Annotated in this window: 17 protein-coding genes and 2 pseudogenes; 12 read left to right on the top strand and 7 right to left on the bottom strand. The window is 72.6% G+C overall.

The window, feature by feature from the left end:
* Both PVK37_RS22470 and PVK37_RS22465 read left to right on the top strand, forming a co-directional pair.
* On the top strand, positions 1-1,485 hold the full coding sequence (locus tag PVK37_RS22470; protein WP_275029636.1) for a flavin-containing monooxygenase: 1,485 nt from the start codon (positions 1-3) through the stop codon (positions 1,483-1,485).
* Positions 1,478-2,397 (top strand): annotated as a pseudogene (locus PVK37_RS22465) (SDR family NAD(P)-dependent oxidoreductase). The gene PVK37_RS22470 and the pseudogene PVK37_RS22465 overlap by 8 nt, the downstream one beginning before the upstream one ends.
* Here the strand turns inward: PVK37_RS22465 and PVK37_RS22460 are convergent.
* Positions 2,364-3,809, bottom strand: a complete 1,446-nt coding sequence (locus PVK37_RS22460; protein WP_275029634.1) for a cryptochrome/photolyase family protein — start codon at positions 3,807-3,809, stop codon at positions 2,364-2,366. The pseudogene PVK37_RS22465 and the gene PVK37_RS22460 sit on opposite strands and share 34 nt — an antisense overlap.
* A 218-nt stretch (positions 3,810-4,027) precedes the next feature.
* On the opposite strand from PVK37_RS22460, the gene PVK37_RS22455 reads away from it, so the two are divergent.
* From PVK37_RS22455 to PVK37_RS22440, 4 genes are all read left to right on the top strand, one after another.
* Positions 4,028-5,113 carry an S-(hydroxymethyl)mycothiol dehydrogenase gene (locus tag PVK37_RS22455; RefSeq protein WP_275029633.1) on the top strand — a complete coding sequence of 362 codons (1,086 nt, stop codon included), beginning with the start codon at positions 4,028-4,030 and terminating at the stop codon, positions 5,111-5,113.
* On the top strand, positions 5,113-5,742 hold the full coding sequence (locus PVK37_RS22450; RefSeq protein WP_275029632.1) for an MBL fold metallo-hydrolase: 630 nt from the start codon (positions 5,113-5,115) through the stop codon (positions 5,740-5,742). Before PVK37_RS22455 ends, PVK37_RS22450 begins: the two co-directional genes overlap by 1 nt.
* Positions 5,743-6,110: 368 nt before the next feature.
* The gene (locus PVK37_RS22445) at positions 6,111-7,235 is read left to right on the top strand and encodes a DUF3626 domain-containing protein (RefSeq protein ID WP_423791104.1); all 1,125 of its coding nucleotides are present in this window, start codon (positions 6,111-6,113) and stop codon (positions 7,233-7,235) included.
* 283 nt (positions 7,236-7,518) lie between these two features.
* Positions 7,519-8,193, top strand: a complete 675-nt coding sequence (locus PVK37_RS22440; RefSeq protein ID WP_275029630.1) for a hypothetical protein — start codon at positions 7,519-7,521, stop codon at positions 8,191-8,193.
* Between the two features lie 68 nt (positions 8,194-8,261).
* Here PVK37_RS22440 and PVK37_RS22435 read toward each other — a convergent pair whose 3' ends face one another.
* Positions 8,262-9,887, bottom strand: a complete 1,626-nt coding sequence (locus tag PVK37_RS22435) for an alkaline phosphatase D family protein (RefSeq protein WP_275029628.1) — start codon at positions 9,885-9,887, stop codon at positions 8,262-8,264.
* Positions 9,888-10,317: 430 nt separating this feature from the next.
* On the opposite strand from PVK37_RS22435, the gene PVK37_RS22430 reads away from it, so the two are divergent.
* Positions 10,318-10,911, top strand: coding sequence for a hypothetical protein (locus PVK37_RS22430; RefSeq protein ID WP_275029627.1), 594 nt, complete (start codon positions 10,318-10,320; stop codon positions 10,909-10,911).
* A gap of 69 nt (positions 10,912-10,980) precedes the next feature.
* On the opposite strand, the gene PVK37_RS22425 is transcribed toward PVK37_RS22430, so the two are convergent.
* Both PVK37_RS22425 and PVK37_RS22420 read right to left on the bottom strand, forming a co-directional pair.
* Positions 10,981-12,405, bottom strand: coding sequence for an MFS transporter (locus PVK37_RS22425; RefSeq protein WP_275029625.1), 1,425 nt, complete (start codon positions 12,403-12,405; stop codon positions 10,981-10,983).
* Between the two features lie 76 nt (positions 12,406-12,481).
* Entirely contained in the window at positions 12,482-12,718 is a 237-nt protein-coding gene (locus PVK37_RS22420; protein ID WP_275029624.1) for a hypothetical protein, read from the bottom strand.
* Positions 12,719-12,868: 150 nt separating this feature from the next.
* On the opposite strand from PVK37_RS22420, the gene PVK37_RS22415 reads away from it, so the two are divergent.
* Positions 12,869-14,017 (top strand): geranylgeranyl reductase family protein, encoded by a 1,149-nt coding sequence (locus PVK37_RS22415; protein ID WP_275029623.1) that lies wholly within the window; start codon positions 12,869-12,871, stop codon positions 14,015-14,017.
* 139 nt (positions 14,018-14,156) lie between these two features.
* Positions 14,157-15,053 carry an SDR family oxidoreductase gene (locus PVK37_RS22410; RefSeq protein ID WP_275029622.1) on the top strand — a complete coding sequence of 299 codons (897 nt, stop codon included), beginning with the start codon at positions 14,157-14,159 and terminating at the stop codon, positions 15,051-15,053.
* Positions 15,054-15,121: 68 nt separating this feature from the next.
* Here PVK37_RS22410 and PVK37_RS22405 read toward each other — a convergent pair whose 3' ends face one another.
* Positions 15,122-15,496 (bottom strand): winged helix-turn-helix transcriptional regulator, encoded by a 375-nt coding sequence (locus PVK37_RS22405; RefSeq protein WP_275029621.1) that lies wholly within the window; start codon positions 15,494-15,496, stop codon positions 15,122-15,124.
* Between the two features lie 80 nt (positions 15,497-15,576).
* Here PVK37_RS22405 and PVK37_RS22400 point away from each other — a divergent pair, with 80 nt between their 5' ends.
* Positions 15,577-15,987 (top strand): RidA family protein, encoded by a 411-nt coding sequence (locus tag PVK37_RS22400; RefSeq protein WP_275029620.1) that lies wholly within the window; start codon positions 15,577-15,579, stop codon positions 15,985-15,987.
* A gap of 19 nt (positions 15,988-16,006) precedes the next feature.
* Here PVK37_RS22400 and PVK37_RS22395 read toward each other — a convergent pair whose 3' ends face one another.
* Positions 16,007-16,666, bottom strand: coding sequence for a nucleotidyl transferase AbiEii/AbiGii toxin family protein (locus PVK37_RS22395; protein ID WP_275029619.1), 660 nt, complete (start codon positions 16,664-16,666; stop codon positions 16,007-16,009).
* Complete coding sequence (locus PVK37_RS22390) at positions 16,663-17,004, bottom strand: hypothetical protein (RefSeq protein WP_275029618.1); 342 nt, start codon at positions 17,002-17,004, stop codon at positions 16,663-16,665. The genes PVK37_RS22395 and PVK37_RS22390 overlap by 4 nt, the downstream gene beginning before the upstream one ends.
* Before the next feature lie 195 nt (positions 17,005-17,199).
* Between PVK37_RS22390 and fdh the strand changes: the two are divergent.
* Positions 17,200-20,457: pseudogene (gene fdh / locus PVK37_RS22385) on the top strand (formate dehydrogenase); the annotation flags it as partial.
* 4 nt (positions 20,458-20,461) lie between these two features.
* Positions 20,462-21,460: a 4Fe-4S dicluster domain-containing protein gene (locus PVK37_RS22380; RefSeq protein ID WP_275035213.1), complete on the top strand. Its 999-nt coding sequence runs from the start codon at positions 20,462-20,464 to the stop codon at positions 21,458-21,460.
* The last annotated feature ends 92 nt before the right edge of the window (positions 21,461-21,552 follow it).

Below are 21,552 nucleotides of genomic sequence, written 5' to 3'. Positions count from 1 at the left end.
ATGGCGGCGGACCACGTGGACGTGCTCATCGTCGGCGCCGGTCTCTCCGGCGTCGGCGCGGCCTGCCACCTGCGTCGCAGCTGCCCGGAGAAGACCTTCACCGTCCTGGAGGCCCGCGACGCCATCGGCGGCACCTGGGACCTGTTCCGCTACCCGGGCATCCGCTCCGACTCGGACATGTTCACCCTCGGCTACTCCTTCCGGCCGTGGACCGACCCGAAGGCCATCGCCGACGGCGAATCGATCCGCCGGTACGTCCGCGACACCGCCCGCGCGTACCGGATCGACGAGCGGATCCGCTTCGGCCACCGGGTGGTGGCCGCCGAATGGTCCAGCGCCGACGCCCGCTGGACGGTCCACGCGCACCGCGCCGACACCGCCACGACGGTCACCCTCACCTGCGCGTTCCTGTACGTCTGCACCGGTTACTACCGCTACGACGAGGGGTACACCCCGCCGCTGCCCGGCGTCGAGCGGTTCACCGGGCGGATCGTGCACCCGCAGCACTGGCCGGCCGACCTCGACCACACCGGCGCGCGGGTGGTCGTGATCGGCAGCGGCGCGACCGCGGTCACCCTCGTCCCGGCGCTGGCCGAGCACGCCGCCCACGTGACCATGCTGCAACGCTCACCCGGCTACGTGATCGCCCTGCCGTCGCGGGACGTCCTCGCCGACGCGCTGCGCCGCCGGCTGCCGGCCCGGCTCGCCTACCCGCTGGTCCGCGCCAAGAACGTCCTGGCCGGCACCCTGACCTACCGGTTCAGCCGGCGCGCGCCCGGACTGGCCCGGTCGGTGCTGCGCCGGGGCGTCCGCCGGCAGTTGCCCGCCGGCTACGACGTCGACCGGCACTTCTCGCCCCGCTACGACCCCTGGGACCAGCGGCTCTGCGTGGTCCCCGACGGTGACCTGTTCACCGCCGTGCGGTCCGGCCGGGCCACGGTGGTCACCGACACCGTCGACACCTTCACCGCCACCGGCATCCGGCTCGCCTCCGGGCGGGACCTCCCGGCCGACCTCGTGGTCACCGCCACCGGCCTGAACCTGCTCGCCATCGGCGGAATGGAGCTCACCGTGGACGGTACCCGGATCGACCTGGCCCGCACCGTCGCCTACAAGGGCATGATGCTCTCCGGGGTGCCGAACTTCGCCCTCACCCTCGGCTACACCAACGCCTCCTGGACCCTCAAGGCCGACCTGGTCGCCGGGTACGTCTGCCGGCTGCTGCAACACCTGGACCGGCACGGACACCAGGTCTGCACCCCACTGGCCCCGGACACCGACAAGCTGTCACCGATCATCGACCTGACCGCCGGCTACGTGCTGCGCAGCGTGGACGCGCTGCCCAAGCAGGGGCCCGCCGCGCCCTGGCGGCTGCACCAGAACTATCCCCGGGACGTCTGGCTGATGCGGTACGGCCCCCTCGACGACGGGGTGGTCTTCTCCCGCGCGTCCACCCCGGTCACCGCCGGGGGACCCGGTGCGTGACCTCGTCCTGCCCGGCGGCACGGCCGTGGTCACCGGCGCGGCCGGCGGGATCGGCGCGGCCCTCACCCACGGCCTGGCCCGCCGGGGCAGTCACCTCGTCCTGCTCGACCGGGACGCCGAGCGGCTCGCCGCGGTCGCCGCCGCCGTCCGGGCCGCCCACCCCGACCTGCGGGTCGACACCCACGTGGTCGACCTGGCCGACGCCGACGACACCGCCCGGATCGCCGAGGTGGTCCGGACCGCCCATCCCCGGATCCGGCTGCTGGTCAACAACGCCGGGGTCGCCCTGGGCGGACGGTTCGACCAGGTCACCCTGGCCGAGTTCGGCTGGGTGATCGACGTCAACTTCCGGGCGGTGGTGCAGCTGACCCACGCGCTGCTGCCCGCCCTGAAGGCCGACCCCGGCTCCCACCTGGTCACCGTCTCCAGCCTCTTCGGCCTGATCGCCCCGGCCGGCCAGGCCGCCTACGCGGCCAGCAAGTTCGCCGTCCGGGGCTTCACCGAGGCACTGCGCCACGAACTCGTCGACGACGGCATCGGGGTCACCTGCGTGCACCCGGGCGGCATCCGCACCGGCATCGCCGCGGCCGCCAGGGTCGGCAGCGGCGTCGATCCGGACGAGTACGAGGCCGGCCGGCGGCAGTTCGAGAAGCTGCTCACCATCGACCCGGCGGACGCCGCCGAGAAGATCATCGAGGGGGCGCGGCGTCGCCGGGGCCGGGTGCTCGTCGGCTGGTCGGCGACCGTGCCGGATCTGCTGGCCCGGCTGCTGCCCGCCTCGTACGGCCGGCTGCTCGCCCTCGGTGCCCGCCGGGCCGCCCGGCGCCGGAGCGCCGCCGCACCCGGGGCGTGAACCCGCTCCGGCCCGGGTCACCGGGTCAGGGCGCGGCGTGTTCCCGGGCCTCCTCCTGAGGTGCCGCCCCGTGCCGTGCGCGGTCGTCCCGGCCGGCCAGTGCGGCGGCGAACCGGGGATCGCCGGCCAGCCGGGTGCGGTTCCGGTCCAGGAACGCCTCGAAACCCCCGGTGAACGGGCAGGCGTCCGGGCCGACGGCCTGCTCCGGCCGGTACCGGCACCCCGCGCAGTCGGCCCCGAGGTCGGCCAGGTGCCGGCCGTCGACCGCGTACGGGCGGGTGTCGATCCGGGCCAGGTCCGCGTACTGGCTCATGCCGACCACGGTCGCGTTCATCACCCAGTCGGTGCCGTCGACGAAGCTGTCCCGGAACCAGGCCGTCAACTCGTCGGGTCGCCAACCCTGCTGGAGCGCGTGGTTGCCCAGCACCAGCAGGCGTCGGGTCTGGTGGGCCCAACCGGTGTCCCGGACGGCGCGGAGCGTATCGGCCAGGCAGCGGGCCCGTACCGTATCGGCGTCGAGATCACGGAACCAGTCCGGCAGCGGCCCGGTCGCGGGCAACCAGTCCCGGCCCCGGTAGGCCGGGGCGAAGTACCAGTAAAGCTGCCAGAGGAACTCCCGCCAACCGACGAGCTGCCGCAGGAACGCCTCGGCCGCCGACCGGGGCACCTGACCCGTCCGGTACCGCGCCTCGACCGCCCGGACCACTTCCGCCGGGTCGAGCAGCCCCAGGTTGAGCGACGACGACAGCAGGCTGTGCGCCAGCGTCGGGTCGTCGGGGCGCAGGGCCTCCCGGTGCCGCCCGTATGCCGGCAGCCGGTGGGTGAGGAAGTGCCGCAGCCGGGCGGTGGCCTCGGCGTGGGTGACCGGGTACGCCCGGGGCGCGTCCCGCCCGACGAACCGGATCCCTTCGGCGGCCCACCGGTCCAGGTCCCGGCGTACCCCGGCGTCGATGTCGTCCTCGACGACGGCCGGTGGCGGCGGGAGCGGAGCCGTCGGCACGGGGGTGGCGCGCCCAGCCGACGCGGGACGGCCGGACGTCAGGATCCGGTGTCGTTTCCTGGCGAAGCGGTAGAAGTCGTCCACCCGCAACGGCGCGCGGCGACCGCGGTCCGCCCACTCGGTGAAGTCGTCGAACCGGGTGAGGAACCCGCGTGGCGGCAGTACGGTCAGACCGTCGACGGAGCGGACGAACCGCAGCGCGGCCCGGGACGTCGGATGGCACACCTCGACCGGTCCGGTCGTCACCTGGCGCAGCCCCTCCCGGAACGTCTCGGCCCGGACCAGCAGCGCCCGCTCACCCAACTCGGCCGCCCGGTGCCGGAGCGCGGAGAGGATCAGGTGCGCCTTCTGCCGGTGCATCGGCCGGGCGCGGAAGATCCCTTTTGTCTCGATCAGCAGCACCGGCTGGCGGTCGTCGTCGAGGAAGTGCGGCCCGAGTTGGTCGGCGAACAGCCACCGGTGATGCAGCATTCCGGAATTCTGTCGGACCCTTACCGGGTGTCCGGTCACGGCACGCGGGGGCGAACCGGTGGATTCCTCAGCTTCTCCGTGACGGGGCCAGCGACAGGCGCACCACCGGGCAGCACGACCGCCGCGTGCTGGGCCGGGGCGCGGGCAGCGGAGTAGGTTGCCAGAAGGACATGATCGACGTACCGGCGCGGCGTCGCGGCGGAGCAGAGGGGGAGAGCGTGAGCCAGCAAGTCCGGGGAGTGATCTCGCGGCGCAGGGGCGCACCGGTCGAGGTCACCACCATCGTGCTGCCCGATCCCGGGCCGGGGGAGGCCATCGTCCGCGTCCAGTCCTGCGGGGTGTGCCACACCGACCTGCACTACCGGGAGGGCGGCATCAGCGACGACTACCCGTTCCTGCTCGGCCACGAGGCCGCCGGCATCGTGGAACAGGTCGGCGAGGGGGTCACCGGGGTCGCGCCGGGTGACTTCGTGGTCCTCAACTGGCGGGCGGTCTGCGGCGACTGCCGGGCCTGCCGCCGGGGTCGGCCCTGGTACTGCTTCAACACGCACAACGCCGCCCAGAAGATGACCCTCACCGACGGTACGGAGCTGTCGCCGGCCCTGGGCATCGGCGCTTTCGCCGAGAAGACCCTGGTCCACGCCGGCCAGTGCACCAAGGTCGACCCGGCGGCCCGACCGGCCGCGGTGGGCCTGCTCGGCTGCGGCGTGATGGCCGGGCTCGGCGCGGCGATGAACACCGGCGGGGTGACCCGCGGCGACTCGGTGGCCGTCATCGGCTGTGGCGGGGTGGGCGACGCGGCGATCGCGGGCGCGACGCTGGCCGGGGCCACCACCATCGTCGCCGTCGACCGGGACCCCCGCAAACTCGACTGGGCCCGGAAGTTCGGCGCGACCCACGTGGTGGACGCCAGCGCGGAGGACCCGGTCGAGGCGATCCGCGCGGCCACCGGCGGGTTCGGCGCGGACGTGGTCATCGACGCGGTCGGCCGCCCGGAGACCTGGAAACAGGCGTTCTACGCCCGCGACCTGGCCGGCACGGTCGTCCTGGTGGGGGTGCCCACCCCGGAGATGACCGTCGACCTGCCGCTGCTGGACGTCTTCGGCCGGGGCGGGGCGCTCAAGTCGAGCTGGTACGGCGACTGCCTGCCCAGCCGCGACTTCCCGCTGCTGACCGAGCTGTACCTGCAGGGCCGGCTGGACCTGGACGCCTTCGTGACCGAGGAGATCGGCCTGGACCAGGTCGAGGAGGCGTTCGGCCGGATGCACGCCGGTGACGTGCTCCGCTCGGTGGTGGTCCTCTGATGGCGGCCCGGGTCGACCACGCCGTCACCAGCGGCACCTTCTCCCTCGACGGCCAGACCTTCGACGTGGACAACAACGTCTGGGTGGTCGGTGACGACGCCGAGTGCGTGGTGCTCGACGCCCCGCACGACGTCGAGGCGATCCTCGCCGCGGTCGCCGGGCGGCGGGTCCGGGCGATCCTCGCCACCCACGCCCACGACGACCACGTCCGGGTGGCCCCCGAGCTGGCCCGGGCCACCGGCGCGCCGGTGCTGCTGCACCCGGCCGACCGGGTGCTGTGGGACATGGTGCACCCGGACACCGCCCCGGACGGGGAGCTGCGCGACGGCGACACCGTCGAGGTCGGCGGCACCATCCTGCACGTGCTGCACACCCCCGGCCACAGTCCCGGGGCGTGCAGCTTCCACGCCCCCCAGCTCGGGGTGGTCTTCACCGGCGACACCCTCTTCGCCGGGGGTCCGGGCGCGACGGGCCGGTCGTACAGCGACTTCGGCACGATCGTCACCTCGATCCGGGAGCGGCTGTTGACCCTGCCACCGGAGACCGTGGTGCACACCGGACACGGGGACAGCACCAGCATCGGCGCGGAGGCCCCGCACCTCGACGAGTGGCTGGCGCGCGGCCACTGACCCGGGCCTGCCGGCCGCCGGCACCGGGCCACTGACCCGGGCCTGCCGGCAGCTGGCGCGCCCCGGCTGACCCGGGGCGCGCCAGCCGCCGGTGGCCGCCGGTCCGCGCGGTGCACCACCCGACCGGCCGCCAGGGCCGGGCCGGTGCGCGCCGCGGACGTCGGCCGAAAACCGGCGGTGGCCCGGACCGGCGGCGGCGCATACTCGCCGACGTGGATGCTTCCCCGACCACCCCCGGCCCGGCGACCCCGGCTGCTCACGGCCCCTGCGCCCCGGCCGTCCCCGGCCCGGCCATTCCCGGTCTCTCCGCCCCGGCGGTCCCCGGTCCGTCCGCTCCGGCCGAGACGGAGACCGAGGCGGACGCGACGCTGACCGCCGCGCAGCGGGCGGCGCTGCGGCACGTCCGCGCGACCGCCCGGCGGGACCGGCCCGACGCGTTGGCGTCGATCGCCCGCGTCCTGGCCGGTTCCGGTGTCTGCCCCGACCCGGAGCAGCTGATCACCGCGATCGCCCGGGGCGCCCGGGTCACCGTGAACTTCCACCCGGACCGGCTCCTCGCCGACGGACGCACGGTGATCGACGCCCTGTCCGAGGTGGGCCACTACCGCAGCCAGTTCGAGACCGGCGTCTCCGGCGGCGGGTTGACCGCGTTCCCCGGCGGGGACCGGGACCGCTGGGAGGAGGCACTGTTCGGCGGGGCGTACCAGGCCGCCGGGGTACGGCCGGCGGAGCGGCCGAAGTACGGCGGCCTGGACCTGCTCGGCCACCCGGACGGGGCGTGCCCCCGGTTCGGTTCCTGCCATCTGCGGTTGCGGCCGGCGGTGCTGGCCCGCACCACCTTCTGCTTTGGTGACAGCCATCTCGGCGCGGCGCACCTGGGCACGCTCGATGCGTTCGAGCCGGTGCTCGCCGCCCTGCTGCGCGCCACCGACGAGCAGGGCGTCAGTCTCGGCGTCGCCGGGATGGACGTCGCCACCCTGGTGCGGACCCTGCTGCGCCGGCCGGAACGGGCCGCCTGGGCACCGGGCGCGGCGGTACGCGCGCTGGACGACTACGTGGAGGCCCAGGTGCACGGCGACGTCGTGCTGACCCGCGACGTGGAGGCCCTGGTGGCCGACCCGTCGTTCCGGGGCACGCGCTGCGGGGCGGCCCTGGTGGACCTCGCCGACCGGTGCGGGTTCGAGCTGCGCTGGCACGACGGTTTCGTGCTCCCCGTCGACCGGGTGGACGCCGATTTCCGGGGGCCGGCGATCCCGCCGCTGGCGGCGCGGGTGCTGGCCGAGTTCGGGCAGCCGGGCGCCGTGATCGACGCCGCGCTGATCGGGCGGGCCGCCGCGTCGCTGGTGACCGAGCCGGACCGCTGGGCCGACCGGGGGCCGGCGGCGGTCACCCACCAGCACCTCAAGCAGCTCTGGCACGTCCTGGTCCGGTACGGCGGGCCTCACGACGGTGAGGTTCCGGGCCTTCGGTTACGGCGGGCCCTGCGACGGTAGGTTCCGGGCCTACGGCGGCGCGGTGTCCGGTTCGTGGCCCGGTGTACCGGCCCGCTTCGGGCGGTGAGGGCAGGTCGTCCGGTCCGCCGGCAGGTCGCCGGCCACCGGGCCACTCGCCTGCCGGCCACGCTGCCCGGCCCGCAGCGGTCCTGCCGCTGGCCGACATTTCCGGAATGCCCGACAGGTCAGCCGGGTTGTGTACCCCGTACCCCCGGACCCTGAACCCCCGGGTCGGTACGGCAGATCCCCCGGCACATGTCCACCGATCGAAAGGGCAACCATCGTGCAGCAGCACCTCACCCGATGGCTCCCGGCCATCGCGAAGACCTCGTACCGCAGGGCCGTCCTCAGCGTCGCCGGTGTCGCCGTCCTCGGCGGGCTGGCCGTCGGCCCCGCCGCGTACGCCGGCCAGGTGACCGGTACGCCGCACCCCGACGCGGTGGCCGCCATCGCGCTCGCCACCGGCACCACCACCGCCGTCCCCGCCGTGCAGGCCGGGCCGGTCACGACCGAGCGTCCCGACCCGGACCGGCTCGTCCCGCACGGCGTGCAGGGCGTCCAGTCCCGCATCCCGCTGGACGACGCCCAGCTGGACAACGCGCGGGAGATCGTCGAGACGGCCCGGGAGACCGGTGTCGGCGAGCGGGGCGCCGTGATCGGCGTCGCCACCGCCCTCCAGGAGTCGAAGCTCTACAACCTGGGTCACCTCGGCGCGTACAACGACCACGACTCGCAGGGGCTGTTCCAGCAGCGCCCGTCCAGTGGTTGGGGCACGCCCGACCAGGTCACCGACCCCGAGTACGCCTCGACGGCGTTCTTCGAGGCCCTCAAGCGGGTCGACGGCTGGCAGCAGGCCCCGCTGACCGTGGCCGCGCAGACCGTGCAGGTCTCGGCCTACCCGTTCGCGTACGCGCAGTGGGAGGAGCAGGCCGCGGAGATCGTCCAGCAGGTCTGGTGACACCCGGTCCGGCCGGGTCCCGTCGTCGCGCGGGGCCCGGCCGGCCGGCTGCTCAGGGCAACCCGTACTCAGGGCAGCGGCGTGTACTCCTGGCGCAGCCGGGACGAGCCGGTCGCCACCGACCACCCCGCCACCCACGAGCTGCCACTGGTCGGGCTGGTCCGCTCGGCCAGGCGGTACCAGTCCATCCGGCAGTGCTGCGGCGTCACCTCCAGCACCCCGTAGCCGTGCCCGTCCAGTTCGGTCCAGCGCACGTGCGGGTTGGTGGCCCGGATCACCGACGCGCCGAGCACGCTGAGCGAGTTGCCCGGCGGCAGCCCCAGAAAGTCGTCGATGTTGTCGCTGGTCACCGAGGGCACCACGAACTCGGCGGCGGCCGGTCCGGACAGCACGGTCGATCGGGTGGTCACCTCGTTGGCCCACGAGGTGTGGATGTCCCCGGTCAGGAACACCACGTCCCGGGTGCGGTTGGCGCGCAGGTGGTCGACCAGCTCGTTGCGGTCGGCGTTGTACCCGTCCCACTGGTCCGGGTTGAGCACCGCGCCGTTCTGCGGGATGCCGAGCAGCTCCCGCAGCGGGCCGAGCAGCCAGGCCGGCAGCGAACCCAGGTCGAGCCGGGCCATCATCACCGGGTTGCCGACCAGCTTCCAACGTGCGGTGGAGCCGGTCAGCCCCGCCTTCAACCAGGACATCTGGTCGTCGCCGGTGATGGTCCGGTTCGGGTCGTCGACCGCGGTGCCGGACGCCTGCGCCGACCGGTACGACCGCAGGTCCAGCATGGACAGCTCGGCCAGCTGCCCGAACCGCAGCCGCCGGTGGATCGCCCCGTTCGCCCCGGCCCGGACCGGCATCCACTCGAAGTACGCCTGCCGGGCGGCGGCCAGCCGGGCCGCGAAGTCGCCCTCCACGCCCGGGGTGTGGTTCTCCGCCCCGCCGGACCACTGGTCGTTGGCGACCTCGTGGTCGTCCCAGGTGATCACCCAGGGCAGCGCGGCGTGCAGCGCCTGCAGGTCCGGGTCGGTCTTGTAGCAGGCGTGCCGGACCCGGTAGTCGGCGAGCGTGAGCACCTCGTGGACGGGCCGTACCGGCCGGACCACCGTGCCACCGGCGTCGAACTGACCGGTGCCGTACTCGTAGAGGTAGTCACCGAGGTGGACCACCAGGTGCAGGTCACCCCGGGCGGCCAGGTGCCGGTACGCGGAGAAGTAGCCGGCCTCCCAGTTGGCGCAGGAGACCACTCCCAGCCGGAGCCGGTCGACCGCCGCGTCCGGTGGGGGAGCGGTCATGGTCCGGCCGGTGGGCGACCACGCGTCGCCGTACCCGAACCGGTACCAGTAGGTGGTGGCCGGGGTCAGCCCGTCCACCGCGACCTTGATCGTGTGGTCGCGGGCCGGGCCGGTCGCTGTGGTGCCCTGCGCGACGATCGTCGCGAAGTCCGGATCCGTGCCGACCTGCCAGGTGACCTGTACGTCCGGGCCGGCCCCGGAGCCGGGCTGCGCCTCGTCGGTGGGGGTGACCCGGCTCCAGAGCAGGATGCCGTCGGGGAGCGGGTCACCGGAGGCGACGCCGTGCCGGAACACGCTGGCGGTGGCGTGGGCGGGGCCGGTGGTGGTGAGGGCGGCGGTGAGGACGGCGGTGCCGGTCGAGGCCCCGGCGATCCGCAGCACGGCACGACGGTCGAGGGTATTCGTCATGGCCTATGTCCTACTGGTCATCTCCGGGCTCCGCTGCCCCGGAACCGAACGTTCCGGCACCTTTCGCGCCGGGTTGGGCAGATGTCGTTCCACCCGACCGGGCCGTCGGCTCCCGCGACGCCATTGTGCCCCGGTGCGCCAGATGTCCGGATCGGCCCGGCCGTACCCGGGCGCGGGCGGCCGGGCCGGGGAATGGGTGCCGGCGCGGGGTCGTTACACCTACCGACGGCCGCGGTAGCAGGCCCGCTGACCTGCCCCGACCTTGCGGGTGGACGGAATGCCGGCGGCCCGACGGTCGTTACACCTAGACCCGGCGCGGTGCGAGCGGACCACCGCTCCCGCCCGGGGTCCCCCTTGCTGATGGGCGCCGGACGGTGCTCGCACACCCTTCCCCCTGTCGGGTGTGCCGACCCCCGAAGGAGTAACCCCCATGAACTCGATGCTGCTGCGCAAGACGGTTCTCGGTGTCGCGGGCCTGGCGTTCGCCGGCGGTGTGGTCGCCGGCCCGGTCGCTGGAGCCCTGGACGAGTCCACCACCTCGACCGCTGCCGCTCCGGTGGCGGTGGCGGAGAGCAAGCCGGACACCGGCAAGCTGCTGCCGCACGGTACGCCGGCTGGTCAGTCGAGTGTCCCGCTGAACGCGGAGCAGACCGCGAACGCGAAGGCCATCGTGGAGGCCACGAAGAAGGCCGGGATGGACGAGCGGGCCGCCGTGGTCGCGATCGCGACGAGTCTGCAGGAGTCGAAGTTGGAGAACCTGGGTCATCTGGGTGACCGTAACGACCATGACTCGCAGGGTCTGTTCCAGCAGCGTCCGTCCAGTGGTTGGGGCACGGTGGAGCAGATCACCGACCCCGAGTACTCGACGACGGCGTTCCTGAAGGGTCTGAAGCAGGTCGACGGTTGGCAGGACATGCCGCTGACCCAGGCCGCGCAGAAGGTGCAGGTGTCGGCGTTCCCGGATCACTACGCGCAGTGGGAGAAGCAGGCCGCTGACCTGGTCGCCGCGCACTGGAACAGCTGAGTTACCAACGGGCCGGTACCCGCACAGGGGGTACCGGCCCGTTCGGCTGTCCGACGCCGGACCCGCTGTTCAGCGCCGGGCCCGCCGGTGACGGTGGGTGTCGAGCAGGGCCGCCACCAGGGTCAGCGCGATGATGCCGGTGGCGAGCAGCAGGGAGTGCCGGAAGGCCACCGACCACTGACCGCCGCTGGACGCCAGGGACGAGAAGAACACCGACCCGACGGCGGCGATGCCGGCCGCCGAGCCGAGCCGCTGGCCGGTCTGGAGCATGCCGGCCGCGCTACCCGCCTCGGGCACCGGAACCTGGGCCAGGGTGAGGGTCTGGTTCGGTGTGATCACCAGGCCACTGCCCAGCCCGGCGACCAGCAACGGCAGGGCGGTCACCAGGGGCACCGGCGCGTCCGGTACGAACAGCAGGGCGAGCTGGACCGCACCGAGCCCCGCCACCACGGTCACCAGACCGACGGTTACCAGCGGGCGACCGTACCGGTTGACCACCCGGCCGCCCAGCGCGGACGCGGCGGCCGACCCCAGCGCGAACGGGGTGATCGCCAGGCCGGCGACCAGGGCACTGTAGCCGAGCCCGATCTGCAGGTACAGGGTGAAGACGAAGAACAGCGCGGTGAACCCGCCGAAGTAGACCAGCGCGATCAGCGACCCCAGCGCGTACGACCGCAACCGGAACAGCCGCAGGTCGAACAGCGGCTCGGCGTACCACCGTTCCCAGGCGGCGAAGGCGGCGAGCGCGACCAGCCCGGCGGGAATCAGCGCCCACTTCCCCGGCCCGGACCACTGTTCCCGCTGCACCAGCGGCAGCAGGAGCAGGACGACGCCGGTGCCGAGCAGCAGCACCCCCACCGGATCCAGGGAACGGCGTCCGGCCCCGCGTCCCTCGGCCGTGGTCGGCAGCAGCCGCCAGCCCAGCACCACCGCGACGATCCCCACCGGCACATTGACGAAGAACACCCACCGCCAGCCGTGCGCCTCACCGCCCAGCGCGATGAGCAGACCGCCCAGCAGCGGTCCGACCGCGGTGGAGATACCGATGGTGGCACCGAGCAACCCGAACGGGCGGCCCCGTTCCGGACCCTGGAACAGCTGCTGGATCAGCCCGGTGACCTGCGGATTGACCAGGCCGGCGGCGGCCCCCTGGACCAGCCGGGCGGCGATCAGCCAGCCGGGTGAGGTGGCGAGGCCGGCCGCCGCGCTGGTCACCGTGAACAGCGCGACACCGACGACGAAAGCCTTCCGCCGGCCCCGGGTGTCCCCGAGCCGCCCGGCGGGCACCAGCACCAGCCCGAAGGTCAACGCGTACCCGGAGAGAATCCACTGCAGGTCACTGGGGGTCGCGCCCAGCGCCCGCTCGATCGACGGGACGGCCACGTTGACGATGCTGACGTCCAGCAGGGTCATGAACACCGCGACCAGGCCGACGGCGAGCGCCGGCCAGCGTCCCCGGGTGCCGGTCCGGGCCGACGGTCCGTTCCCGCTCATGCCGGCCCCCGCCGGTCGTGATCACGCACCCCCGACCGCTACCCGGCCGCGCGTCGGGCAAACGGTGCCGGCCGGGTCACGCCATCTGCCGGGCGCACCAGCGGGGACCGAAGTCCAAGCCCGCCATCGGCGAGTCCTCCCGGTGCAGCAGGTTCTTCTCCGACAGCAGCCGCAGCGGGGTGACGATCTGCTCCTCGGTCAACCCGGACTCCTCCGCGATCACCGCCGGGTACGGCACCTGCCCACGCGTCTCGAGGGCGTACACCGCCTGGTAGACCCGTTCCTCCAGTTCCGAGAGCTGGATCTGCTGCATGGCGTCCTCCTTCGGCCCACCCGCCCCCGCCGGGCGGTGTCCGCCGCCTCGGTTACCCCCCGGGCCGGCGTTGATGCTCCCCGGTTCGGGCGGTTCCGGCCCCGCGCGTCCGGTCGGCCCGGCGGGACCGGGGTGGCCTAGGCTGCCTGGGTGATCGTCTGGGACTGTGTCGTCATCGGAGCCGGCCCGGCCGGTCTGAGCGCCGCGTACGCCGCCGCCCGGGCCGGCGCGCGCACCCTGGTCGTCGAGCGGGCCACCCATCCCCGCTACAAGACCTGCGGTGGCGGGCTGATCGGCACCTCCCTCGCTGCCGTCGACGGACGGATCGAGGTGCCGGCCCACGACCGGGTCGACCGGGTCACCTTCACCCGGGACGGCCGCCGCGAGTTCACCCGCCGGCACCCCACGCCGCTGGTGGAGATGGTCCGCCGGGAGGAGTTCGACCTGCGGCTGCGGCAGGCCGCCACCGACGCCGGAGCCGAGGTGCGGGAGCGTGCGCCGGTCCGCGCCGTCGAGCAGGACGCCGACGGGGTCCGGCTGCGGCTGGCCGACGGGGACACCGTCACCGCCCGGTACGCCGTCGGCGCGGACGGCTCCTCCGGGGTCAGCGCCCGGCACGTCGGCGTCACGTACCGGCAGGTGGACCTCGGGTTGGAGTGGGAGCTGCCGGTACCCCCGGCCGAGCAGGCCCGCTGGCGCGGCCGGCTGCTGCTGGACTGGGGGCCGATCCCCGGCTCGTACGCGTGGGTGTTCCCCAAGGGCGACCGGCTCACCGTCGGCGTGATCGCGGCGCGTGGTGAGGGCGACCGGACCCGCGCCTACCTGCGTGACTTCCTCGACCGGCTCGGCCTGTCCGGGCTGGAGCCGGCGCACGACTCGGGGCACCTGACCCGGTGCCGGGCCGACGACGCGCCGCTGCGCCGGGGCCGGGTGCTGGTCGCCGGGGACGCGGCCGGCCTGCTGGAGCCGTGGAGCCGGGAGGGGATCAGTTACGCCCTGCGCTCCGGCGCGCTGGCCGGCACGGCGGTCGCCGCCGCCGACCCGGACCGGTACGTCCGGGCGGTGCACACCGACCTGGTGCCGTCGATGCGGGCCGGCCACCGCTTGCTGGACGTCTTCGCCCGCCGGCCGGAGGTGTTCCACGCCCTGCTGGCAACGCCGCCGGGGTGGCGGATGTTCGTCCGGTTCTGCCAGGGCCGGGCGAGCTTCGACGAGACGCTGACCCGGCCGCCGGTGCGCGCCGCCCTCGCCCTGCTGGACCGGCTGCCGGCACCCCGGACGCCGGCCCGCGTCGGCTGATTCCCCCGCCGGTCGGGCGATCCGTCCCTGGTGTCTGCCCGATCGGGTCGCCGGACCGGACAGCACCCCTGTTTCCGGACGTCGCCGCAGGGTACGGCAGGTCAGGACCGGCCGTCCGAGGTGCGCGAGGAGACAGGCAGTGAGCGAAGACCAGTTCACCCAGCAGGACCCGCAGGGCCAGTACCCGCAGGAGCAGCCGGAGCAGCAGCAGTCGCCGCCGGGTTCGACCCGGCAGATGCGGCCGAAGCCCGACCACGGCGAGGAGACGTACCGGGGCAGTGGCCGTCTGGAGGGCAAGCGCGCGCTGATCACCGGCGGTGACTCCGGCATCGGCCGGGCGGTGGCCATCGCGTACGCCCGGGAGGGCGCCGACGTGCTGATCTCCTACCTGGGCGAGGAGGAGGACGCGGACGCCCGCGACACGGTACGCCTGGTCGAGGAGGCCGGCCGGCGCGGCGTCGCGGTGCGCGGCGACATCACCGACGAGGCGTTCTGCCAGTCGCTGGTCGACCGGACGGTCTCCGACCTCGGCGGCCTCGACATCCTGGTGAACAACGCCGCCTACCAGATGGCCCAGGACAAGGGCATCGCCGGGATCACCACCGAACAGTTCGACCGGGTGCTGAAGACCAACCTGTACGCGATGTTCTGGCTGTCCAAGGCGGCGGTGCCGCACCTGCCGGACGGTGGGGCGATCATCAACACGTCGTCGATCCAGGCGTACCAGCCGTCGCCGCAGCTGCTGGACTACGCCACCACGAAGGCGGGCATCGCCAACTTCACCAAGGCGCTCGCCGAGGACCTCGCCGAGCAGGGCGTCCGGGTGAACGCGGTGGCGCCCGGCCCGATCTGGACGCCGCTGATCCCGGCGACCATGCCGGAAAAGAAGGTGGAGTCGTTCGGCGCGGACACCCCGATGGGGCGGGCCGGTCAGCCGGCCGAGCTGGCGCCGGCGTACGTCTTCTTCGCCTCGCAGGAGTCGAGCTTCATCACCGGCGAGGTGCTGGGCGTGACCGGGGGCAAGCCGATCAGTTAGGCGGGTCCGGTGGTACGGCCCACGATCCGGTGGGTCGTACCACCGCCATGGTGACGTCCCGGGCCCGGTCAGGGCCGGGTCGGGTCGGCCTGCTCGTACGCCCGGCGTGCCGCCTCGATGGCGGGCAGGTGCCGGTCGGCCCAGTCCAGGAGGACGTCGATCGGCTGCCGGAGCGTCTTGCCGAGCGGTGTGATGCGGTACTCGACGGCGACCGGCCGGGTGGCGATGACCCGTCGTTCCACGATGCCGCTGCGTTCCAGCCGGCGCAGGGTGGCGCTCAGCGACTTCTGCGAGACGGCCGGGATGGCGTGCCGGAGTTCGTTGAACCGGGTGGGCCGTTCGCAGAGGGTGTTCAACACCTCCAGCGACCACTTGTCGAGCACCTGGTCCAGCAGTTCCCGGTGCGCCGCAGTGACGTGGAGGTGGTGGGCGGTTTCCGTCATGACACCTAGTCTCGTTGAAGTTTCCTCGGAACACCAGGTATCAACTAGATACCCAGTAGTGATTCGAGGAAGGATCCACCATGAGCGTGCAGCTCTCGTCCCCGTCGGGCCTGATGCAGCCCGTCCCGTACCACCACGTCGCGGTCGCGTCCGGCTCGCGGCACGTGTACGTCGCCGGGCAGATCGGCCGCGACGAGGCGGGCCGGCCGGTCGCCCCCGGTGACCTCCGCGGCCAGGTCGCCCAGGCGTTGCGCAACACGGCGCGCGGTCTGGCCGGCGGCGGAGCGAGTTTCTCGGACGTCGTCCGCCTGACCTTCTACGTCACCGACTGGTCGCCGGAGCGGATCGACGACTTCCTGGCCGGCGTACAGGACGTCGCGGGACAGCTCGCGCTCCCGCAGCCGCTGCCCCCGGCGTCGCTCATCGGCGTCGCGTCTCTCTTCGAACCCGACGTCCTGGTCGAGGTCGAAGCGACGGCGGTCGTGGACTGAGGGGGTCGCCGGGACCCGGTCAGCGCGGCCAGCCGGCGAGCCGTTCCCGCAGCCGGCGCACCTGTGGGGCGTCCAGGCCGTAGCGGGCGAACCGCCGTTCGGGCAGGGTGTCCAGGTAGCGGCCGGCGGCCCGGACGTCCTCGGGGTCCAGGGCGGGGTCCAGCTGCCGGGCCAGGTCCAGCAGCTCGGCGACCGGGTAGTGCTCCAGGGCGGCGGCCACGTCGATGTAGTCGCGGACCTCCCGGCGGTTGACCAGCGCGGCGGTCTTGCTGGCCACCAGGTCGCGGACGTCCATCACCGGCCCCAGGTCCATCACCACCGGGCTGCGGTACCGGTCGAGTCGGGCCAGGGTGAGCCGGAGCTGCCGGGTGCCCCGGGTCACCACGAAGTCCTTCAGGTCCTGGTCGAACCCGGCGAACAGGTCGGCCAGGTCGCTGTCGGGGTCGGCGTCGGCCACGGTGAACCCGGCCCGTTCCAGCGCGCCCCGCACCTCCACCGCCGCCGCGGCGGCGGCGCCCTCGACGTCGGCGAACAGGTCCACGTCCTCGGTGGGGCGGCTGACCAGGCCGTGCGCCGCCCAGGCCACCCCGCCGCCGAGCACGAACCGGTGCGGCCCGGCCGCGGTGAGGGCGACCCGGGCGACCTCGCGGTAGAACTCGCCCAGGTGAGTGGTGCTCACGCGGTACGCAGGCTGTGGTGGCGGCTCTCCCAGGCCTGCCGGACGCCCCGGGGGAGGTTGAGCCGCCGCCACACCCGGCGCAGGGTCGCGCCGTTGATGAGGTGTCGCAGGTCCTCGCGGCGGGTGGTCTCCCGCAGCACGTTCTCGTACATCCAGAGCAGGTCGTCCGGGTCACCGAGGTCGAAGGTGCGTTCGGTGCTCCACATCAGCCGCAGTGGCAGTTCCACCAGGCCGTGGCGGGGGCCGACCAGCTCGGTGAGGGTGTGTGCGACCACGGCGGGGCGACCCGGGCGGGCCAGGAACGCCACGCCGGCCGGGGTGGGGGAGAGGCCCTGCATGCAGTCAGGGTAGCGCCGGTGGCCGCCCGGATGGCCGGTTGGTGCCACCGTCCGGGCAGTCATCCCGTACAACCTATTGTCCTAGGATGCCCTAGCGGGGGTGGCGCGCGCCGGACCAGTTTCGACGCCCCGGGTCGCAGAACGAACCGCGCTGCCCTAGATTCGACCGGGAACACCGGAAGGAGGTGTCGGGAGATGGGTCTACGGACGTTCATCGAAGGTTGGCCGGTCTACCGGCAGCTCACCGGCACCGATCCGCTCGGCCGGGGAGCGGCGGCGCAGTCCGCCCGTTCGAAGGCGTTGACCGCCCGTACCGAGACCGCCGACCGGGTGGCCCGCTCGGTCTGCCCGTACTGCGCGGTCGGGTGCGGGCAGCGGGTGTTCGTCAAGGACGACCAGGTCGTCCAGATCGAGGGGGATCCGGACAGCCCGATCTCCCGGGGGCGGCTCTGCCCGAAGGGCTCGGCGAGCAGGTCGCTGGTGACCAGTCCGCTGCGGCAGACGAAGGTCCGTTACCGGCGGCCGTACGGCACCGAGTGGGAGGACCTGGAGCTCGACACGGCGCTCGACATGATCGCCGACCGGATTCTCGCGGCACGTGACGCCACCTGGGAGGACGTCGACGCGCAGGGGCGTCCGTTGAACCGGACGCTGGGCATCTCGAGTCTTGGTGGGGCGACCCTCGACAACGAGGAGAACTACCTCATCAAGAAGTTGTTCACCGCGATGGGCGCGATCCAGATCGAGAACCAGGCCCGTATTTGACACTCCGCCACCGTCCCCGGTCTGGGGGCCAGCTTCGGTCGCGGTGGTGCGACGGACTTCCAGCAGGACGTCGCCAACGCTGACGTCATCGTCATCCAGGGCTCGAACATGGCCGAGGCCCACCCGGTCGGCTTCCAGTGGGTGATGGAGGCGAAGCGGCGTGGCGCCCGGGTGTTCCACGTCGATCCCCGGTTCACCCGGACCAGCGCGTTGGCGGACACGTACCTGCCGATCCGGGCGGGTACCGACATCGCGCTGCTGGGTGGGGTGGTCCGGTACATCCTGGAGAACGAGCTGGACTTCCGGGAGTACGTGCTGGCGTACACGAACGCGGCGACCATCGTCAGTGCGGACTTCGTCGACGCCGAGGACGGGGACGGGTTCTTCTCCGGGTTCGATCCGGAGACCGGCAGTTACGTGCAGGACAGCTGGCAGTACGCGGGGCACGAGGGCGATTCGGGCAGTGGGCACACGGCGAAGGAGCGGGACGTCGCGGCCGGGTTGCAGCACGAGTCGCACGGGCCGCGGGTGGCCGGTCAGGTGCAGCGGGACGAGACGTTGCAGCATCCGCGCTGCGTGTACCAGATCCTGAAGCGGCATTTCGCGCGGTACACGCCGGAGATGGTGGAGCGGGTCTGCGGGATTCCGCAGGACAGGTTCCTGGAGTTGGCGCGGGCCTGGACGGAGAACTCGGGTCGGGAGCGGACCGGGTGCCTGATCTATTCGGTGGGGTGGACGCAGCACAGCGTGGGGGTGCAGTACATCCGGACGGGGGCGATCATCCAGTTGCTGTTGGGCAACGTGGGTCGTCCGGGTGGGGGGATCCTGGCGTTGCGGGGGCACGCGAGTATCCAGGGGTCGACGGACATTCCGACGTTGTTCAATCTGCTGCCGGGGTATCTGCCGATGCCGCACCACGCGGACCATCCGACGTTCGGCGAGTGGGTGGGGAGCATCGCGCATCCGGGGCAGAAGGGGTTTTGGGGTAACGCGCGGGCGTACGGGGCGAGTCTGTTGAAGGCGTACTGGGGGGATGCGGCGACGCCGGAGAACGACTTCTGTTACGGGTACCTGCCCCGGCTGACTGGTGATCATGGTACGTACCAGCAGGTGTTGAACATGATCGACGGGAAGGTGAAGGGGTACTTCCTGTTGGGTCAGAACCCGGCGGTGGGGTCGGCGCACGGTCGGGCGCAGCGGTTGGGGATGGCGAACCTGGACTGGTTGGTGGTCCGGGACCTGTTCATGATCGAGAGTGCGACGTTCTGGCGGAACGGGCCGGAGGTGGAGTCCGGGGAGATCGTGCCGCAGGAGTGTCGGACGGAGGTGTTCTTCCTGCCGGCGGCGTCGCATGTGGAGAAGGAGGGCACGTTCACCCAGACGCAGCGGTTGTTGCAGTGGCGGGAGAAGGCGGTGGATCCGCCGGGTGACTGTCGGTCGGAGTTGTGGTTCTTCTATCACCTGGGGCGGCGGCTGCGGGAGCGGCTGGCGGGTTCGACGAAGCCCCGGGACCGGGCGTTGTTGGATCTGACCTGGGATTATCCGACGCATGGTCCGGAGGCGGAGCCGAGTGCGGAGGCGGTGCTGCGGGAGATCAACGGGTTCGAGGTGGGGTCGGGCCGGTTGTTGTCGTCGTTCGCGGAGGCGGCCGATGACGGGTCGACGGCGGTGGGATGTTGGATCTATGCGGGGGTGTTCGCCGACGGGGTGAACCAGGCGGCGCGGCGGCGGTCGCGGTTGGAGCAGGACTGGGTGGCGGCGGAGTGGGGTTGGGCGTGGCCGTTGAACCGGCGCACGTTGTACAACCGGGCGTCGGCCGATCCGGAGGGCCGGCCGTGGAGCGAGCGCAAGAAGTACGTGTGGTGGGATGCCGAGGCTGGTGCGTGGACCGGGTACGACGTGCCGGATTTCGAGCGGACGAAGCCGCCGTCGTATCGGCCGCCGGAGGGGGCGTCGGGTCCGGCGGGGATCGCGGGTGACGACGCGTTCGTGATGCAGGGTGACGGCAAGGGTTGGTTGTATGCGCCGAGTGGGGTGTTGGACGGGCCGTTGCCGACGCATTTCGAGCCGGCGGAGTCGCCGGTGCGTAACGCGTTGTACGGGCAGCAGGGTAATCCGACGCGGAAGGTGTACCGGCATCCGGTGAACTCGGTGAATCCGTCGCCGCCGCAGGCGCATGCGGAGGTGTTTCCGTTCGTGTTCACGGTGTCGCGGTTGACGGAGCATCACACGGCGGGTGGGATGTCGCGGACGGTGGGGCCGTTGGCGGAGTTGCAGCCGGAGTTGTTCGTGGAGGTGTCGCCGGAGTTGGCGGCGCAGCGGGGTCTGGTGCATCTGGGGTGGGCGCATCTGGTGTCGGGGCGGGCGGTGGTGGAGGCGCGGGTGTTGGTGACGGACCGGTTGGTGCCGTTGCGGGTGGAGGGTCGGGTGGTGCATCAGGTGTGGTTGCCGTATCACTTCGGTTCGGAGGGTCTGGTGACGGGGGATTCGGCGAACGACCTGTTCGGGATCACGTTGGATCCGAATGTGTTGATTCAGGAGAGCAAGATCGGTACGTGTGACGTGGTGGCGGGGCGGCGGCCGAGGGGTGTGGCGTTGCGGGAGTTGGTGGCGGATTACCGGCGGCGGGCGGGGATGGTGGACGGGGGCGGGGTGCCGCCGATCGTGACGTCGGAGGGGACCGGTGATGGTGATGTCTGAGGGGAACAGTTTTTTCGGTCCGGTGGATCCGGCGCCGGATGCGGGGTGGGTGGGTGCGCCGGAGCGGGTGGGTTTCTTCACGGACACGAGTGTGTGTATCGGTTGTAAGGCGTGTGAGGTGGCGTGCAAGGAGTGGAACGGGGTGCCGTCGTCGGGGTTCGACCTGTTGGGGATGTCGTATGACAACACGGGGGCGTTGACGGCGAATTCGTGGCGGCATGTGGCGTTCGTGGAGCAGTCGTCGTCGGCGGGTTCTGCCGGTGGTGCGGCGGTGGCGGCTCAGGTGGTGGGTGACAGTGGTACGGAGCCGGGGGTGCCGTCGGGGGATGCGGGTGCGGCGGTGCGGGGGGCGGGTGGTGGTGAGTTTCTGGGGATGCCGGGTTCGGGGCCGCCGGGTCGGTTGTCGGGTGTGGAGGAGCGGTCGGATTTTCGGTGGTTGATGATGTCGGATGTGTGTAAGCACTGCACGCATGCGGCGTGTCTGGACGTGTGTCCGACGGGGTCGTTGTTCCGTACGGAGTTCGGTTCGGTGGTGGTGCAGGAGGACATCTGCAACGGGTGTGGGTATTGCGTTTCGGCGTGTCCGTACGGGGTGATCGATCGTCGGGCGGGTGATGGGCGGGCGTGGAAGTGCACGTTGTGTTATGACCGGTTGGGTGCGGGGTTGACGCCGGCGTGTGCGCAGGCGTGTCCGACGGAGTCGATCCAGTTCGGGCCGTTGGCGCGGTTGCGGGAGCGGGCGGAGGAGCGGGTGGCGGTGTTGCGGGAGCGGGGGGTGTCGGGGGCGCGGTTGTACGGTCATGATCCGGGGGACGGGGTGGGTGGGGACGGGGCGTTCTTTTTGTTGTTGGATGAGCCTGAGGTGTATGGGTTGCCGCCGGATCCGGTGGTGACGACGCGTGATCTGCCGCGGATGTGGCGGCGGGCGGGGGTGGCTGCGGTGGCGATGGTGGCGGCGGTGGTGGCGTCGTTCGTGGGTGGTTCGTCGTGAGTGGTGGTGTGTGGGGGCGGTTGCGGCGGTGGGTGGTCGCGGCTGCCGGTTCGGCGTCGGGTGGGTCGGCTGCTGCTGCTGGCGTGCCTGGT

Origin of the sequence: Micromonospora cathayae, from assembly GCF_028993575.1 — a bacterium.
Lineage (GTDB): Bacteria > Actinomycetota > Actinomycetes > Mycobacteriales > Micromonosporaceae > Micromonospora > Micromonospora cathayae.
This window is presented reverse-complemented; position numbering and strand designations above follow the sequence as displayed.